The organism is Geofilum rhodophaeum (assembly GCF_002210225.1).
GTDB lineage: Bacteria > Bacteroidota > Bacteroidia > Bacteroidales > Marinilabiliaceae > Geofilum > Geofilum rhodophaeum.
This window is the reverse complement of record NZ_MWUJ01000015.1, coordinates 1-15860: the sequence shown is the minus strand read 5'-3', so window position 1 is coordinate 15860 and position 15860 is coordinate 1. Positions and strand designations below refer to the sequence as shown.

General features: G+C 39.5%; 11 protein-coding genes. All 11 read left to right on the top strand.

From position 1 onward, the window contains the following. Nucleotides 1-529: 529 nt before the first annotated feature. A complete protein-coding gene (locus B4W65_RS12820; RefSeq protein WP_088655565.1) occupies nt 530-1699 on the top strand; it encodes a hypothetical protein in 1170 nt (389 codons plus the stop codon). 217 nt (nt 1700-1916) lie between these two features. Next, nucleotides 1917-2879 carry an ABC-three component system protein gene (locus tag B4W65_RS12815; RefSeq protein ID WP_088655564.1) on the top strand — a complete coding sequence of 321 codons (963 nt, stop codon included), beginning with the start codon at nt 1917-1919 and terminating at the stop codon, nt 2877-2879. After that, on the top strand, nt 2863-3105 hold the full coding sequence (locus B4W65_RS12810; protein WP_088655563.1) for an ABC-three component system middle component 8: 243 nt from the start codon (nt 2863-2865) through the stop codon (nt 3103-3105). Before B4W65_RS12815 ends, B4W65_RS12810 begins: the two co-directional genes overlap by 17 nt. Continuing rightward, nucleotides 3092-4903 (top strand): DUF2326 domain-containing protein, encoded by a 1812-nt coding sequence (locus B4W65_RS12805; protein WP_088655562.1) that lies wholly within the window; start codon nt 3092-3094, stop codon nt 4901-4903. The genes B4W65_RS12810 and B4W65_RS12805 overlap by 14 nt, the downstream gene beginning before the upstream one ends. Before the next feature lie 327 nt (nt 4904-5230). Continuing rightward, the gene (locus B4W65_RS12800; RefSeq protein WP_088655561.1) at nt 5231-8245 is read left to right on the top strand and encodes a type I restriction endonuclease subunit R; all 3015 of its coding nucleotides are present in this window, start codon (nt 5231-5233) and stop codon (nt 8243-8245) included. Further along, on the top strand, nt 8238-9431 hold the full coding sequence (locus B4W65_RS12795) for a restriction endonuclease subunit S (RefSeq protein ID WP_088655560.1): 1194 nt from the start codon (nt 8238-8240) through the stop codon (nt 9429-9431). Before B4W65_RS12800 ends, B4W65_RS12795 begins: the two co-directional genes overlap by 8 nt. Nucleotides 9432-9433: 2 nt before the next feature. Continuing rightward, entirely contained in the window at nt 9434-11044 is a 1611-nt protein-coding gene (locus B4W65_RS12790; protein ID WP_088655559.1) for a type I restriction-modification system subunit M, read from the top strand. Nucleotides 11045-11246: 202 nt separating this feature from the next. Beyond that, on the top strand, nt 11247-11648 hold the full coding sequence (locus B4W65_RS12785; RefSeq protein WP_088655558.1) for a GFA family protein: 402 nt from the start codon (nt 11247-11249) through the stop codon (nt 11646-11648). Between the two features lie 220 nt (nt 11649-11868). Beyond that, a complete protein-coding gene (locus B4W65_RS12780) occupies nt 11869-15360 on the top strand; it encodes an AAA domain-containing protein (protein WP_088655557.1) in 3492 nt (1163 codons plus the stop codon). A 64-nt stretch (nt 15361-15424) separates the two neighbouring features. After that, nucleotides 15425-15619, top strand: a complete 195-nt coding sequence (locus B4W65_RS17225; protein WP_146697789.1) for a hypothetical protein — start codon at nt 15425-15427, stop codon at nt 15617-15619. A 46-nt stretch (nt 15620-15665) separates the two neighbouring features. Next, nucleotides 15666-15860, top strand: a 195-nt coding sequence (locus B4W65_RS12775) for a hypothetical protein (RefSeq protein WP_146697788.1), incomplete at its 3' end; no start/stop codon positions are given.

Below are 15860 nucleotides of genomic sequence, written 5' to 3'. Positions count from 1 at the left end.
CCTTAAAAATCAGCGAAATCTAAAATCTAAAAAAAGGCCTCCTCACGGGGGCCTTTTTTTGTGGGGTGCGGGTTGGTGGACGGGAATGGTTTAATCGTCAAACCATTCAGCTGATATAACAAAATAATTTTTAACTTAGTGGGGTGTTGGGGGATTTTGAGAAGAGATGAGAAAATATAACACCGCTAAAAAGAACAGGGCTAATAAAACAGATTTGTTGTTATGGACTTTACTTTTCATTTTCTCATGTAATGCGTACCAGGGAATCAATACTGCTGCATTAGAGGTTGGTATGTCGAAAGCAACGGTACAAGCCATTGTCAAATAACCAAAGGGGTGCGCGCAGCCTAAACTTTACCCTGCGCCCAACCAAGCTTTTGCAACGGTGAACAGGGGAATTCAGAGCTGAGAATAGGAATGAATTGAGACAGTAAAGAAATAAGTATATACGCAATTGTCGCTTTCTGTATTTTTTGGACAATGCGTTTATGATATTGTTATGGGCAATTAATAAAGAAAACCGAAAACCATGAAAAGATTAATTTTTATTTTGTCTACGGTGATAGTTATATTATCGTGTGAAAAACAAGAGAATGGGTTAGAATATCCTGAAATTTATTACACGCAAACTGTAACTGAAATTGGCTATAGAGTATTTACAATTGAAGGTGAAATAAAAAATGAAGAAATAAAAAATTCATTAATCACTAAAAGCGAAAGCGTTCTTCCAAATTATACAACAATAAGGCAAGAGGAGGATGTTTGCGCAACCATTCTGAATAAATACCAAGTTTTCTTGGAAAAAGGTTCAAGTATTTCCGACACGCTTTCTATAGAAAGTCTAAATTCATTGTATTATTGGGAAGAAAACGAAATCACAACCTATTATCCATCAATACACTCTGATTTTGATAAAACAGCTAACTTTACTGACACCTCATTTTTAAGTTTTATTCCTCTCTTGTATGAAGAAAGCACTACTCCATTAAGTACTGGTTATTCAAAAAAAATTGAACAAAAAACTTGCTTCTACATAGAGAAAGATGCAGATGAGCTAATTATGCCTTTTGTTGATTATTGCTTGCTGACAGATTTAGGTTATCTAACATCTTCTCCTAAATTCATCACTTTTTTAGGCATCAATAATCGTTTGAAAAATAACCCTCAATTCTCACTGGCACAACAAGATACTCTTATTATTAGAGAGTATGTGCAAACATTAACAAAAGAAGGTACCCCGAATCAGAAAAAATCATTAGAACTGACAATATATAACGCTAACAGTTGGACATCAAGCTCTTCAACTCTATCTTCGATTTCAGAAGTACCTGTAAAACTATTTGAAATAGATGGCACTAATAGCATTGCAGGAAAAAAAGAAACTTACAAAGAAACAAGCGATGAAAATGGGATTGTGAGTTTCTATAATATCAAGGCAGGCAATTATTTGCTTATTGCAACAAAAGACGATTTTAGTAATCTTAAAAATGGTTTAGTAATTAATGGGGTTTTTATGAATGCTCAAGATACTATTCATACTTCTAATGTTCCATATCAAGAAAATGTTGAAATTGGAGGCTTAAAATACAAAGATATGAACGGAGACGGAGTTATTAATAATCTTGATATTGTTGAAGGAGATTATGTTCAAATTGAAAGAAGTAAATTGCTAAAAAGAGATATTTATATTGGAAAATAAATGCCCATAACAAAGCTGTAATACGGCAGCCGGGCAAACCACAACATATTGAGCCACTCACTTGGCCTTGTTACCCGCGTTTAGCCTGATAAAATCACAGCGGGTTGAAAGCCCAGCCGACCGCATACAGCCAAACGTTAGCACACATAAAAACAGCACGATTGGTTCGTTAGTAATTATTTTAAAATATTTAGCTGTAAAATATTAGTTTTGTAATATGGATTATAGATTAGAAAATATCAATGACGCAGATTTTGAAAGGTTAGTGAATACTATCTGTCAGAGTATTTTAGGAACTGGAGTTATTGAATTTTCACCTGGAAAAGACGGAGGGCGAGATGGGAAATTTACTGGGACTGCTCAAAATTATCCTTCGACCAAAGAAAGTTGGACTGGAAAATTTATAATTCAAGCAAAACATACAGAGAATTATTTAGCATCTTGTTCTGATTATGAATTCGAAAACATAATCAATGATGAAATTGTCAAAATCAAGAAGTTAAAAGAGAACGGCGAAATTGATAATTATCTTTTGTTTACAAATCGTAAATATTCAGGGGTAAAAGGAGAGCGATTATTAAATAAAATCATCAAGGAAACTGGAATTGAGAATTGTGCCATAATAGGGAAAGAAACAATTAATAACCAATATTTGAATTCAAACAAGAGTATTGTTAAGCAATTTAAGTTAGACATAAACCATATACAGTTTGACTTCTCTGATGAAGAAATTAAGGATATTATCCTAGCTTTTAAAAGCCAACTTCCTGAAATTAAAGAAGAAATTAAAGAAGAAGTTGATAAGCTTAAACAAGATTTTACTTTAATTGATAAAAAAGAAAAAAACAAGAAAAATAGGCTTAGCGAAGAATATTTTAATGAATTTATCGTGGGTGAATCCTTAATGGATTTTGATAAAATTGAAAAATTTCTGTACAATCCATTAAATGAAGCGTTAAAAGATTATTACTTTGATACAGCTTATGAATTAAACCAGCTAGTTTCTTTAAAGAGAGATGATTTTGATTTGTTTGAGGAAATATTTTTGTTTATTTATAAGTTAATTTGTGATGGTTCAACTCCATTAAAAGGGAGTAAAAGACATGTGATGGTTTTCCTTCATTATATGTATTATGAGTGTTTGATTGGGAAAAAGGCTGAAAATGATAAAACCAGATAGACATATAAACCCTGATATATCAGTAATAAATATTGGAGCATTTATTCTAAAACAATTAAATGCGTTTTATGATATTAATTACGATGACTTATTAAAGAAAGTCATAGATAATATGGGCACTGAGGCAAAAGAAAATTTCCCATATGCTTTGAATTTTCTTTACCTTTTGGGCAAACTTGAATATTTAGAAATAACTGATTCTTTTAAATACAATGCAACTAAGTAAACTATATTGCAATAATAAAGACTTTAAGAATATTACATTCAACCTTAATGAGTTAAATGTAATATATGCAGATGTAAAGTCTGATTTAAAAGAAAAGAAGAATTCGCACGATTTAGGAAAAACTAAACTAGCGGATTTAATAGATTTTATGCTTTTGAAGGAGATTAATAAACATCATTTCTTCCTTAAAATTAAAGAAAATAATACATCCGTTTTTATAAATCATGTGTTTTATTTAGAGCTTTACTTAAATTCTAATGAATTTTTAACAATCAAGAGGGACATTGAAACCAATACGAAAATTTCTTTTACAATACAGAATCAAACTACAACAGATTATCTTCCTCCATTGACTTGGAATCACGAAAATATTACTTTAAAAAAGGCTCGCAATATACTTTCTGAATATTTATCATTTGATTTCTTTCACAATAAGGATTACAACTACAGAAAATCTATAAGCTATTCACTTCGTACACAAGATGATTTTAAAGATGTATATAAGCTTAATAAATTTGTTGGAGGTAAGGATGTTGATTGGAAACCATTTATGTTTGACTTGCTTGGTTTTAAAGGAGAATTACTTCGATTAAAATATGATAATGATTCGAAAATCGAAGACATAAAAAATCTGATTAATTCCTATAAAAGTGATTATTCAGTTAAAGTTGAAGACAGAGATGAAATAATTGCAGAAAGAGCGATTTTAGAAAGTGACTATAAGGAAGTTGAAGAACAAATTGATAGATTTAATTTCTACCAGCAAGATAAATCTCTCATTAAGGAAGGGATTGATGAGATAGAAAATAAAATTTCAAATCTGAACGCAGATTCATACAAATTAAACTATGAACTTGATAAGCTAAAGTCTTCAATAAAAAATAACTTTTCGTTTGATATTGATAAGGTTAAGAAGGTTTTTGAGGAAACATCTATTTATTTTTCGGAACAATTGTCTTCAGACTATGAAAATTTGCTGGCTTTCAATAAAAAGTTGACAACAGAAAGAAACAAACTTTTGAAGTCAACTATTAAGGATAAAGAAAAAGAACTGAATGACGTAAATTCTAAATTAGAAATACTTCATCATGAAAGAGAATCACTACTAACTCATTTAACTGATAGTGATACCTTCACAAAATTTAAAAAATGTCAAAAAGATTTAGTTAAAGTTGAAGGTCAATTATTGAAGTTTCAAGAGAAAATCAATGCAATTGATTTAATCATTCAAAAGGAGAATGAAATAGAATCACTGCAAACTGGTATAAAATCAACTATTAGTGAGCTTAAGAAGATTCATCAATCAACAGATAAAAATCAAAAATATAATGAAATAAGAACATTGTTTTCAAAGTTTTACAAACACATAATGGATGAAAACGCTGTTCTTTCATGGAATCTTAATACAAATAACAATGTTGATTTTATTCCACCAAAAGTAAAATCAAAAATTGATGAGAGTAAAGATACTGCAAAAGATGAAGGTAATACTTATATGAAGTTGCTATGCGTAGCATTCGACCTTTCCATTTTATGTGCTTATAATAAAGAGTCTTACTATAGGTTTGTATATCATGATGATGTTTTGTCGCAACAAGATAATGGGATAAAAATTCGATTATTGGAATTAATAAATGATTTAACAAAAAAACATAATATTCAATATATTCTCTCTGCAATAAAATCAGATTTGCCATTAGATGTTTCAGGCGAAATTCAAGAATTTAAGGAAAATGAGATTATTTTAAAACTTCATGATAAAGATATCTCAGGAACATTGTTTGGCTTTGAATTTTAGATAATTACGTGTGCTAACACGCGGTCATAAAACATTGCGCGGACAGTGCTATATTTGAACGAAATAACAATTAATCAACGGTTTAGCGAGCTGATAAGTTTGTGCTTCGAAATGCGCAACGTTTCATACCGCCAACGTCGGTCACACCTCACCTTAAGTTAAGCAAACCAATAACCCCATAATAAAAGCCCTCAAATCCCCCCTACCACCCTCCCCCAATTGGGAATTTCCCCAATTAACATACATATTTGTAGAGCAAATAAAATTTCTGGTCTGCGCAATGAGGCCCGGAGATGAATTTAAGCGGTTTATTGAAAGGGAAAGTCAATGACAAAGGAGTACGAAATTGAGAACTGGCTCATTGAGCGGCTGAAAGATTTAAAATACATCCACAGGCCGGACATTACCGACAGAAAAAGCCTGGAAGCAAATTTCAGGACCAAGTTTGAAGCGCTGAACAAAGTAAAACTCACCGACAGTGAGTTTTTACGCTTGCGGGAGTCCATCATTGAACCCGACGTATTTAAAGCCTCCAAGCTGCTGCGCGAGCGGCAATACTTCCAGCGTGAGGACGGTGAACCTATGCATTATACCCTGGTCAACATCAAGGACTGGTGCAAAAACGATTACGAGGTCATCAGTCAGTTGCGCATCAATACCGAAAACAGCCTGCAACGTTACGATGTAATTCTGCTCATAAACGGATTGCCGGTGGTGCAGATTGAGCTGAAAAAGCTGGATGTAACGCCGCGTAAAGCCATGCAGCAGATTGTAGATTACAAGAACGAACCCGGCAACGGTTACGCCAACACCCTCATGTGCTTCATGCAGCTGTTCATTGTAAGCAACCGCAGCAACACCTACTATTTTTCGAACAACCAGAACAGGCATTTTCAGTTCAACGCCGACGAGCAGTTTTTGCCCGTGTACCGGCTGGCCGACGAAAGCAATAAAAAGATCACGCATCTGGAGCCCTTTACCCAGCGCTTCCTCCGGAAATGCACCCTGGGCGAAATGATCAGCAAATACATGGTTTTGGTAGAGAGCGAGCAGAAGTTGCTTGTGATGCGCCCCTACCAGATTTACGCCGTTAAAGCCATTGTAGATTGCATCCATCAGAACAGAGGCAACGGATTTATATGGCACACCACCGGCAGCGGAAAAACCCTCACCTCCTTTAAGGCAGCTACGCTGCTTAAAGACAATCCCGACATCGAAAAATGCCTGTTTGTAGTCGACCGCAAAGACCTGGACCGGCAAACCCGCGAAGAGTTCAACAAGTTTCAGGAAGGCAGTGTGGAAGAAAACACCAACACCGAAACACTGGTGCGGCGCATGCTTTCGACCGACTATGCCGATAAGGTAATTGTTACCACCATTCAAAAATTAGGGCTGGCCCTTGACGGGACTTCGCGCAGCATGTACAAGGAGCGCTTGGAACCTTTAAGCAAAAAGCGCATCGTCTTTATTTTCGACGAATGCCACCGCTCCCAGTTTGGCGAAAACCACAAAGCCATCAAGGAGTTTTTTCCCAACGCCCAGCTCTTTGGCTTCACCGGCACCCCCATCTTCGACGAAAACGCCACCTACAAAATGCGGGAGGACAAGCGCGAAACCAATAAAACCACCCAAGACATATTTCAAAAGCAGCTGCACGCCTACACCATCACCCACGCCATTGAAGATAAAAACGTGCTGCGCTTTTATGTTGACTACTTCAAAGGTAAGGTAGAAGGCAAGAAAGAGTTAAAGCCGGGCGACCCCGTACCCCAAAGAGCAGTTGTAGAGACCATACTGAAGAAACACGATAAAGCCACCAGCAACCGCAAGTTCAATGCCATACTGGCCACGGCCAGCATCAACGATGCCATTGGGTACTACCAATTGTTTAAAAAATTGCAAGGAGAGCTGCAGGAAAAAGATCCTGATTTTGTGCCCCTGAATATTGCCTGCGTGTTTTCGCCACCTGCACAGCTGATCGCCGCAAACGGCGACCAGCAAAGCCAGAAAAATGCTGCCGACGTAAGGCAACTGCAAGAAGATTTGGAGCAGGAGAAAGAAGACAACAAGGAGCAGCCAGAGGAAAAGAAAGCGGCCCTGATGCAGATTATTGCCGATTACAACAAGCAGTACGGCAGCAACCACAACATCAACGACTTCGATTTGTATTATCAGGACGTACAAAAGCGCATAAAGGACCATAAGTTCAGCAACCGCGATTTGCCCCACAGCAAAAAAATAGACCTGACCATAGTAGTAGATATGCTGCTCACCGGCTTCGACTCCAAGTTTTTGAAGACCCTGTATGTAGATAAAAACCTGAGATACCACGGCTTAATACAAGCCTTTTCGCGCACCAACCGTGTGCTCAACGACACCAAGCCCTACGGCAACGTGCTCGATTTCAGGTCGCAGCAAGACGCAGTAAACCACGCCATAATACTGTTTTCGGGTGAGAAGCGCGATAAGGCCAAGGAAATTTGGATGGTGGACCCCGCCCCGGTTGTCATTAAAAAATACGAGCAGGCCGTAGAAGACCTGGGCCTGTTTATGCAAGAGCAGGATTTAAGCACCGAGCCCGAAGAAGTGTACAACTTAAAAGGCGATGCGGCCCGCATTGCCTTCATAAAGAACTTCAAAGAAGTACAACGCATAAAAACCGAGCTGGACCAGTACACCGATTTGGAAGTCAAGCAACAAGAAAAAATTGAAGCCATATTGCCCAAAGAAAAGCTGCAAGAATTCAGGAGTTCGTACCTCGAAATTGCCAGAGATTTGCGCAAAAAAGGGAATAACGGCAATAATAATGGCTCCAATAATGTGGACCAGCTCGATTTTGAGTTCATCTTGTTTGCCTCGGCCCTGATCGATTACGACTACATTATGAAACTGGTTGCCGACAGTATGAAGAGTGCCGGTACCCCAGGCAAAAACAAACTGACCCGCGAACAAATCATCAACCTGCTGAAATCGAGCTCCAACATGATGGACGAGGAGGAAGACCTTACCGCCTATCTCATGCAATTAGATTGGACAGCCGGATATACCGAAGCGCAGATTAAACAAGGGTACGATCGTTTTAAGATCGAAAAATTCAATAAAGAAGTGGCAGACATTGCGCAAGCGGCCGGACTGAGCACCGAAGCCTTGCGAACCTTTATTGAACGAATCATGAAGCGCATGGTTTTTGATGGCGAACGGCTCACCGAACTGCTGGCGCCATTGAACCTGGGCTGGAAACAGCGCAGCAAAGCCGAATCCGAATTAATGAAACAACTGGTGCCCCTATTACACAAACTGGCCCAAGGCCAGGAAATTTCTGGATTAGCAGCATATGAGTAACAAGAAGAAATTAATCCCTGCCCTACGCTTCCCTGAGTTTAAAGAGGACGGGGAGTGGGAAGAGAAGAAGTTGGGGGAGGTGTTTGAAATAGGAAGTGGCAGAGATTATAAACATTTGGAACCTGGCAATATTCCAGTTTATGGCTCAGGAGGTTACATGCTTTCCGTAGATAATTACCTATATGATGGTGAGAGTGTATGCATAGGGCGGAAAGGAACGATTGATAAGCCCATGTTCTTATCCGGCAAATTCTGGACTGTTGACACATTGTTTTATACTCATTCATTTAAAGGCAGCTGGCCAAAACTAATATTTTACATTTTCCAAAAAATAAATTGGATAAACCATAATGAAGCAGGTGGCATACCAAGTTTGTCTAAAACCTTAATTAACAAAATAGGAGTAATGCTACCAAGTTTGCCCGAACAACAAAAAATTGCTGACTGTCTTTCTTCCTTAGACGATTTGCTTGCCGCCCACAACGAAAAGCTGGAGTTGCTTAAAGGCCACAAGAAAGGTCTGATGCAAAACCTTTTTCCGCAAGAGGGTGAGCGGGTACCGAAATTTCGCTTCCCGGAATTTGAAAACGATGGGGAGTGGGAAGAGATTACGCTAGGCAACATATGTAATCTAGTGAGAGGCCCTTTTGGGGGGGCATTGAAAAAAGAAACATTCGTGAAGGAGGGCTATGCAGTATATGAGCAATCACATGCTATTCATAACGAATTTAATTCTTTTAGGTATTATATAGATATCGAAAACTTCTCCAAATTAAAGAGGTTTTCCGTTAAGCCTGGCGACTTAATTATGAGCTGCTCTGGGACAATGGGCAGGTTCGCTATTATTCAACAAGATTTTAAAATGGGGATAATTAATCAGGCACTTCTAAAGTTGACAGTCAAAGACCACAATAGCAACATATTTGTCAAATTTTTAATGGAAACTGAGAACAATCAAAGCAAGTTATTATCACAATCGGCAGGTGGCGCCATTAAAAATGTCGTTTCGGTTTCACAAATCAAAGAGTTAAGTCTATTAATCCCGAGTATTCCTGAACAAAAAAAAATAGCCTCCTGCCTGTCAGCAGTGGATGACTTGATTAAGGCAGAGACGGAGAAGATTGAGGCTTTGAAGGAGCATAAGAAGGGTTTGATGCAGGGTTTGTTTCCTAAAATGGAGTATTAATTATGACACAGAAAGAACAGCTTAAGTTGGGTAAAACCCTTTGGAATATAGCAGATCAGTTGCGTGGGGCGATGAATGCGGATGATTTCCGTGATTATATGCTTTCGTTTTTGTTTTTGAGGTATTTGTCGGGCAACTACGAGGTGGCTGCCGAACGGGAGTTGGGGGGCGATTACCCGCAGCTTCCGGAGGACGATAAGCGTACGCCGCTGGGTGTTTGGTACCGGCAGAATGTGGAGGATGTGGCGATGTTTGAGCAGCAAATGCGCCGCAAGGTGCATTATGTGATTAAGCCGGAGCATTTGTGGAGCAACATCAGTGAGCTGGCGCGTACGCAGAGTGCGGATTTGCTGGTTACGCTGGAGCAGGGCTTTCGCTACATTGAGAATGAGTCTTTTGCCAATTCGTTTCAGGGTTTGTTTTCTGAAATTAATCTGAACTCGGAAAAGCTGGGGCGTACGCCTACCGACAGGAATAAGAAGTTGTGTACGATTATTCAGAAGATTGCGGAGGGTATTGCGGATTTTTCGACGGATACGGATACGCTGGGCGATGCTTATGAGTATTTGATTGGGCAGTTTGCTGCGGGTTCGGGCAAGAAGGCGGGGGAGTTTTATACGCCGCAGCAGATTTCGACGATTCTCTCGGAGATTGTTACGCTGGATAGTCAGGATCCGGCTACGGGTAAGAAGCCGAAGCTGGATCATGTGCTGGATTTTGCTTGTGGCTCGGGGTCCTTGTTGCTGAATGTGCGTAAGCGGATTACGGAGCATGGGGGCAGTATTGGCAGGGTATATGGTCAGGAGAGCAATATTACGACTTACAACCTGGCGCGTATGAATATGCTGCTGCATGGGATGAAGGACAGTGAGTTTGATATTTACCATGGCGACTCGCTGCTTAATCATTGGGAGTTGCTTAATGAGATGAATCCGACGAAGAAGAGGGAGTTTGATGCGATTGTGGCGAATCCTCCTTTTAGTCTGCGTTGGGATCCGAACGATGCTTTGGGGGAGGATTTCAGGTTTAAGAATTATGGTCTGGCGCCGAAGTCGGCGGCTGACTTTGCTTTTTTGTTGCATGGTTTCCACTTTCTGAGGGAGGATGGTACTATGGCGATTATTCTTCCGCATGGTGTTTTGTTTCGGGGTGGTGCTGAGGAGCGCATTCGCACTAAGCTTTTGAAGGATAATAATGTGGATGCGGTGATTGGTTTGCCGGCTGGTTTGTTTTATTCTACGGGTATTCCGGTTTGTATTTTGGTGCTTAAGAAGTGTAAGCACAAGGAGGATGTTTTGTTTATTAATGCGAGTGAGCATTTTGAGAAGGGGAAGCGGCAGAATTACCTGAATGAGGAGAACATTAGGGAGATTGTGGATACTTATCGTTTCCGGAAGGACCGTGAGCGTTATTCGCGCAGGGTATCGATGGAGGAGATTGAGAAGAATGGCTTCAATTTGAATATTTCGCGCTATGTGAGTACGGCGGAGGAGGAGGTGCCGGTTGATTTGAAGCTGGTGAACGGTCAACTGGCTGCAATTAACGAACGGATTAAAAGCAGTACGGAAAAGCACAATGCCTTTTTGCGGGAGTTGGGACTGGATACGATTTAGGGGGTGATTTTTCAAATTGCCAAAGAGTGGATGCGCCAATGGTGCATCATTGTTGGTTTCAACAAGGATGCCAACTGCTACCACCTACCGGTGAAAAACGAAACCACCTTGTAGCCCTATAGACTAATAATCTATTCTATCCTCTTTGGATGACCAACAGACTAATTTCGGTATATTTGGTTAAATCCATAACACTTATCAAATGGAACACTTGGGTTCATGTTTATGTAAGGGAATTGAGTTTAAAATAACGGGGGACTTCGAAGCGTTTTTCTTGTGTCATTGCAGCCGCTGCAGGAAGGACACAGGGTCAGCCCATGCGGCAAATCTGTTTTCCACAACAGCAAAACTGGAATGGATAACACGGAATTGTGAGATAAAGGTTTTTCAACTTCCTAAAAGCAATCATGTAAAAGCCTTTTGTTCAAATTGTGGTTCAGCTCTGCCCAATTTACAAATGGAAGGTGAGCTTTTGGTCGTTCCGGCAGGATGCGTAGATACAGAACTAACAAAACGCCCTGATGCGCATATCTTTACCGCTGATAAAGCAAGCTGGGACGCGTCTCTGGAAGATATTAAATGTTTTGATCAGCTTCCCAAATAATGTCTCAGCCCCGTAAGGGTAGATGACTCACGCTCCTGAAGCGCAACGATTGCAACTTGGGCCTTAAAGGCCGCTGAGTACTTTTTTCTACTGGTTACCATCTCGGTTTTAAAGTTATGTTTTTTCAACTTAACTTGGTGTCCAATATTTGGGGTGTATAGTAAACTTAGGCTAAACTAGTTAATTGTACGGAAAACTATTTAATACAAGAATTTGTGTCATGCATAATATTTCCGGAATAAAATCCTGGTTGAATTATTGGAAAACAACGTTGGTTGATGTTGATAGAAAAAGGATTGATGTTTCCACTTACCCAATACCTGTAGAAACATACTTTTTAAAGCAAGCACCTAAAAAGCATGCAAAGTTTTTATGGAATGTTTCGCAAACCAAGGAAGAAACAAGGTTTATTAATGTTGACATCTGTCCATGTTCGATCCAGTCGGAGTTTGAGCATGGAAAATCAAGGACTCTGCAGGAAGAAGTGCTCTATCCGTTTTGGATTCCGGCTATAATGTACAGCGATGGAACCCTGGCACCGCAAAGGTTTGGAACTGGTGTGTCAAAACCATTCTTTGTGAGGGAGTATCTTTCTCCTAATGCCCCAGGCACCTACAGCATCGCATCAATAGTGGATGCAGATACAGCCTTACAAAAAATTGAATTTATAGATGAACCCTGGAGCGCCTTTTGGAAAAAATGCGAGCTGTTCTTTTCAATTGTCACGGGCAAAAATTTTGATGAATTCAACACTGGGCATGAGAAGCAGATATTCATACAGAAAGGTGAACTACGTGGATTAACGGAGAATATCCGAAGGCTCTACACCAGACTTGAGAGTAAGCTACCGCAAAACAGCTTGCTCTACTCTCTTATCGACACAGGAAGAATTAACCATACGCCTATTCCTGATAAAAGTCAAGTCAATAAAAACCGGAAGCACATCGGACAAATGAGTGGGGTATTCCCCTTGTCCGTTTCACAAAGAGAAAGCATTGCTTGCTTTAATATGCTTGAAGATTCAAATGTGCTGGCGGTAAACGGCCCTCCAGGAACGGGAAAAACAACGTTTTTACAATCAGTTGTTGCCAATAGTGTTGTTTCTACTGTAGTAAATCAGCAACAACCTGAATTAATCGTTGCATGTTCCGCCAATAATCAGGCCATAACAAACATCCTCGACAGTTTTGTCTTATATTCAGAGGATAGGTTAACCAAGCGTTGGTTACCTGGAGTGACCTCCTTAGGTTTGTATCTGTCAACCAATGAAAACCCAAAGTACCAGACTTGCACTTCTGAATTCGGAGACGGCTTTCTTAACTACTATGAGCATTCAGGTTTAGAGAAAAAAAAGGATTTCTTTTTAAAAGAGTTCGGAGCCTATATCGGACCAAAAAATGATGTAGAAGAATGCAAAGGGGAATTGCTGGGGATTGTACAATCAAAGGTTGCTAAGATAGAAGAGTACCTCGCAATTGCTGAAAGTTTTGAAAATATTGATCGGCTAATAGAAAATGAAGGATACTCAAACTTTGAGGGCCTGTTAGCTGGCATTTCCTCCATTCAAGCAGACATCACCAATCGCAAGGCAGAAGTTAAAAAAACAGCAAAGGCAGAAGAGATCTTAAAACAGTGCAAGGACCAACAACCATTTTTCCTAAAGGCATTTTCTTTTCTACCAAAATTTAAATCACGCAGGGCGGCTCTATTTCAGAGAGCATTGTTAGATTTTGATTTTGAAACCATCCCCGACTACAGCAAATACCATTCTTTGCTTCAGTTGCTTAACGAAAGAATTATATCAGAAACAAACTGCATTAAACGGCTAAATGAAGAGCTAAATAGAGCCGTGGCTTTGAAGGAAGAAGTGGAGGCGTTGAAGTCGAGATATGTTTTATGCATTGGTGATTGGGATAAGGAATACGGTGCGGCATTAACTAAGCTCCACGCCATAACAGGCAAGGAATATAAGGACTTAAAACCTTTGGAAGATATGCAAATGAGACTGGATATATCATTGCGTTACGAGGCCTTTTGGTTTGCCATACATTTTCGTGAGGCAGAGTTCTTAGTGAATATTGAAGCAAAACTAATAAAGAACGGCAAGGCTAAAGAAAGGGGTAGAGTTGGTTACAGAGAAAAATTACAGCGGTTTGCTGGTCTCACCCCCATTTTCATATCTACCTTTCACTCCATTCCGCGATTCAGTACATATTACGACAAAATTGAAGGCGAACAAGCGTACTACAATTTGTTTGACTTGCTAATTGTTGATGAAGCGGGTCAGGTTGCCCCTGATGTGTCCATCCCCTCCTTTACCTTGGCAAAAAAGGCTATAGTAGTAGGTGATGTATTTCAAATTGAACCGGTGTGGTCGGTCGAGGAGAGCCTTGATTTCGTCAATCTTAAAATGAACCGTATTTTACCTGAAGTGACTTCGGAGGAATTAATTAATGCTTACCAGGATTCGGGCTTACTTTGTTCATCAGGCAACCTGATGAAAATTGCCCAAAAAGCATGCTTTGTAAAGGATGGAAACGATGAAGGCACTCTTCTGAAGGAGCACCGCAGATGCCCCGATAACATCATCTCCTTTTGCAACAATAATGTATATCAAAACAAGCTAATTTTAACGAAAGGGAATAAGAGAAATGCCAAAACAGACCTTCCATTAAAAGGCTTCATGCATATCGATAGTGAAAGTGAAAAGATTGGAAACAGCAGATGTAATCCCAAAGACTCAACAACCATTGCTCAATGGGTGGAAAGCAAACGGCTGGAACTTGAAACTGCCTTTGGAAACAAACCGATTACAGATATCCTGGCCATTGTTTCACCCTACAAATCTCAGGCTTCTCTAATTAAGAATGAGTTACTTAAGACTAATAGAAAAGTCTACCGGAAACTAATCTCGGGTACGGTCCATGCCCTGCAAGGGGCTGAAATTGATATTGTAATATTCTCCACTGTAATATCACCAGGAAACAGCACCTTCTTTGCCGACAATTTAAACATGCTTAATGTGGCCGTTTCAAGAGCCAAGTCAAGTTTTCTTGTATTTGGAAATTTGAATACAATAGATGCGACAAAGAGCAGCCCTCTTGGCCGCTTAAAGCAATGGTTACAAGAAGAGGAAGATTGCGAATTATCTAACAAAATTGTTTTTGATGGCATTGAAACGGATGATAAAGTAATACGAATTAATGATTTAAAAACGCATGTGGGGACTCTTAATCGGGCATTTGAAATTGCAAAATCAGAATTAATTATTGTATCTCCATTCATTTCATCGAATGCGCTCGAATGCGATACAATAAGAAACTTTGATTCTACTGATAAGGAGGCAATCACCTCTATTGCAATAAATTCAGTACTGCAACAATTGCATGCTTCGGTAAGCAGAGGTGTGAAAGTTACAGTTATTACAGACTCAACACTTGACACGCACAACAATCAGTTGAAGCCTTCTGCTCAAAAAGGACGGGAGTTAATAAAAGAAAGCGGTGCCAATTTAAAAATTGTAGATGGTATCCACAGTAAGACGATAATAATTGACAATGATATAATAATAGATGGCTCATTCAATTGGCTTTCAGCCCTGAGGGACGTGCGAAGCAAATATTTTAGAGAAGAGTCTTCTATTGTAGTGAAAGGAGAGCTTGCTAAAGCAATGATCAAAAAGGCGAAATCGTATTTGGAAAATGTGGAATAAGGTCAACACTAAAGGTTAAATTCGGGCATTTAGACGCTGTCCGTCACTTTAAAATTTATGAGAAATGACTAATCAGGAAATAAGCCAGGGTGTTGAATTGGTGTGTAATACTTCTAAAGAGATTAAGGGATATTACGACAACCCTGAAACGCTGATTGCTGCTTTGAACAGGGTCCCCAAAAAGGACTTGGCCCAATGCCTGGAATATTACGTGATTGCTTACCTTTTTTGGCCACAGCAAGTTGCGCGATTTTATTGAGAAGTTTATTTCAAAAATAATTGCTGACCTTAAACTGGAGGGTAAGGTGGCCTCAATTTATTTTGATTTTCAGGGGCCAAGACAACAGGGCAGTAATCAGTTATGGCTGGCTGTTTATAACAAGGAGCAGGAGTCGCACTCTTCGGGGATTCAGTTTTTTGTGGATTTTTACGATGGGGAAATTGGATACGGGGTGTACCGGCACAGCGATAAGACCGTAAGCATTCGGTCTGCCACGTAT